Annotated in this window: 2 protein-coding genes and 1 pseudogene; 1 reads left to right on the top strand and 2 read right to left on the bottom strand. The window is 60.3% G+C overall.

Going from position 1 to position 3135, the window contains the following annotated elements; genetic code table 11:
* Nucleotides 1-502, top strand: a pseudogene (locus tag V473_RS22505) (IS3 family transposase); the annotation flags it as partial.
* 120 nt (nt 503-622) lie between these two features.
* Here the strand turns inward: V473_RS22505 and galE are convergent.
* Both galE and V473_RS22515 read right to left on the bottom strand, forming a co-directional pair.
* The gene (galE, locus tag V473_RS22510) at nt 623-1621 is read right to left on the bottom strand and encodes a UDP-glucose 4-epimerase GalE (RefSeq protein WP_066609369.1); all 999 of its coding nucleotides are present in this window, start codon (nt 1619-1621) and stop codon (nt 623-625) included.
* 290 nt (nt 1622-1911) lie between these two features.
* Nucleotides 1912-3050 (bottom strand): IS3 family transposase gene (locus tag V473_RS22515; protein WP_148648459.1). Its coding sequence is split into 2 segments (ribosomal slippage): nt 1912-2783 and nt 2783-3050, totalling 1140 coding nucleotides; the frame shifts between segments, so codons are not numbered across the junction.
* Nucleotides 3051-3135 lie beyond the last annotated feature (85 nt).

A 3135-nucleotide genomic window follows, 5' to 3' on the forward strand; every position in this document is an offset into this window, starting at 1 on the left:
TCGCTGCCGACAGACCGAACCAGAAATGGGTGGAAGGCTTCACATATATCTGGACGGCCGAGGGCTGGCTCTATGTCGCTGCCGTCATCGACCTGTTTTTACGCAGGGTGGTGGGCTGGTCGATGAGCGCCACAATGACGGCCCAACTTGTGACGGATGCCCTGATATTGGCGATCTGGCGTTGTGGAAAGCCCGATGCCCTGTTGCATCACTCGGATCGCGGTAGCCAATATACCAGTGAGCAGTTCCAGCGTACGAAGAAGAACAACGGCGTCACCTGTTCCATGAGCCGGTCGGGCAACTGTTGGGACAATACCGCGATGGAAAGCTTTTTCCACCCCTCAAAACCGAGCGGATCAGGAGTAAGGTCTACCGATCGCGAGACCAAGCCTGAGCCGATATGCTCGATTATATCGAGAGATTTTATAATCCGACACGCCGACACTCGACCTTGGGGAATCTCAGACCCATCGACTTCGAGCGGGAAGCTGGTGTAGCTTGAATGAGCTTATCTTGGTGTCCACCAAACCGGCAGCAGGCCATCTTGGCAGTGCTTAGCCCCTGATCGATGAAAGCGAATTCCGGCGCCCAGCGGCGAAGAAGGCGCGGACCGAGGCTTCGCTCATGCGCGAGTCTCCAGGGCGCGCTCCCAGGCGAGCGCATGGGCGACGATCAGGTCGAGATCGGCATAGCGCGGCTGCCAGGGGAAGGCGGCGAGGATGGCGCGATTGTCCGAAATCAGCGCGGCGGGATCGCCCGCCCGGCGCGGGGCCATGATGCGCTGGATGGGATTGTTGGTGGCGCGGTCGACGGCATCGAGGACGTCCAGCACCGAAAAGCCCCGGCCATAGCCGCAATTGAGCAGATGGTTGCGATCCGGCTCCGCCATCAAGGCTTCGAGCGCCAGCACATGGGCGGCGGCGAGGTCGCTGACATGGATATAGTCGCGGACCCCCGTGCCGTCAGGCGTGGCGAAGTCAGTGCCGAAGATGGCGACGCTCTCGCGCTTGCCCAAGGCGGCTTCGACGGCGACCTTGATCAAATGGGTCGCGCCTGCCGTCGATTGGCCGGTGCGCCCCTGCGGATCGGCCCCCGCGACGTTGAAATAGCGCAGTGCGCAGAAGTTCATCGGATGCGCCGCCGCGACGTCGCACAGCATATATTCGGTCATCAGTTTCGACATGCCGTAGGGATTGATCGGCTGCTGTGGTGTGTCTTCCCGCACCGCTTCGACGTCCGGCGTGCCATAGGTGGCGGCCGTGGAGGAAAAGATGAAATGGGGCACGCCGACGCGCACGGCGCTGTCGATCAGGTCGCGGGTCTTGGCGCTGTTGTTGTGATAATATTTGAGAGGGTTTTCGACCGATTCCGGCACGACGACGGAGCCGGCGAAATGCATGATTGCGGTGATGCCGTGGTCGCGCAGCGTCGCTTCGACCAGCGGCTGGTCGGCAATGTCGCCCCGCACGAAGGGCACATCGTCGGGGACGGCCCAGCGGAAGCCGGTGACCAGATTGTCGATCACGACCACGCCATAGCCCGCGTCTTTGAGCGCCAGCACGGCATGGCTGCCGATATAGCCAGCGCCGCCCGTGACCAGTACCGTCGGCTTTTCGCGCATAAGAAAAACGTCTCCCCGTTGAGTTGCACTGAGAAATGACCTGGGATTTACATTTAGAAGTGACCCGGATGAGCGTGAATGATGTGCTGCTTGCGATGAGCAGGGTCAAGCGGGTGATTTGTCCTTTCTTGATTTTGGGGCGGCGGAACTGAGAGGTGGCCGGGTTGATTTGAACAGGGATCTGCAACGGTTAAGTGGATCGTCTGCCGGTTTCATCGAACTGCCGATATGGGGCGTCATGTCGGGAGGGCGTAGCCGACCAGAGTGACGCCCCATATCGGCGGCCAAATTCAAGCTGCCATCAACATGGGCAGGTTGTCAAAATAGGTCTGGTCCGGCGTCTTGGCAGCAAGGCTCGAATGCGGCCTCCTACTATTGTAGAAGCTCAGATACCGACCGATCGATGATCGGGCTTCGCTGACCCCGCCGTAGGCGTGCAGATAAACCTCTTCGTATTTCACCGAGCGCCACAGGCGCTCGACCATCACATTGTCGCGCCATGCGCCCCGACCGTCCATGCTGATGGCGATTTCTTCGCGGAGCAACACGCTGGTGAAGGCCATGCTCGTAAATTGGCTGCCCTGATCGGTGTTCAAGATCTCCGGTTTGCCGAAGCGCGCCAGAGCTTCCTCCAGTGCCTCGACACAGAAGTCGGCTTCCATCGTGATCGACACCCGCCAGGCCAGGACCTTGCGGCTGAACCAGTCGACGATAGCCACGAGATAGACGAACCCCTTCGCCATCGGAATGTAACTGATGTCGGTCGCCCATACCTGATTGGGCCGTACGATCGCCAGCTTGCGCAGCAAATAGGGATATACCTTGTGCCCCGGCGTCGGCTTTGAAGTGTTCGGGCGGCGGTAAATCGCCTCGATCGCCATCTTCTTCATCAGCGTAGCTACATGCTGGCGGCCGATCTTCATGCCTTCCTGCCGCAGTAGATCGCGCAGCATGCGACTGCCTGCGAACGGAAATTCCAGGTGCAACTCGTCGATGCGCCGCATGATCGCCAGATCAGCCTCCGAAACCGGTCTGGGCAGGTAATAGACGCTGCCCCGGCTGATCCCCAGTTCCCGCGCCTGCCGCGCCAACGGCAAACTGTGCGAACGATCGATCATCGCTTTGCGCTCGGCAACAGACCGGCCTTCCCGAGCGCGCCGGCCAAAAAATCGTTCGCCAGCGTCAACTCGCCGATCTTGGCGTGCAGCGTCTTCACGTCAATCGCCGGCTCGGCCGTTGCCGACGCATTGTCCGAATCAAATACCCCGGCCGCGCCCTCCAGCAACTGGCTACGCCACGTCGTGATCTGGTTTGGGTGCACGTCAAACTGCTGCGCCAACTCGGCCAGCGTCTTCTCCCCCTTCACGGCAGCCAATGCTACCTTCGCCTTGAAAGCCGGGCTGTGATTCCGGCGTGGTCGTTTGCTCATTTCTACTCCTGTCACGCGGCCATCCTGGCCGCCGTCAGGCAGAAAATCCACTCATCTCAATGTCCAGATTTCCCAGGCCACCTCT

It is taken from the genome of Sphingobium cupriresistens LL01, from assembly GCF_001046645.1.
GTDB classification, from domain to species: domain Bacteria; phylum Pseudomonadota; class Alphaproteobacteria; order Sphingomonadales; family Sphingomonadaceae; genus Sphingobium; species Sphingobium cupriresistens.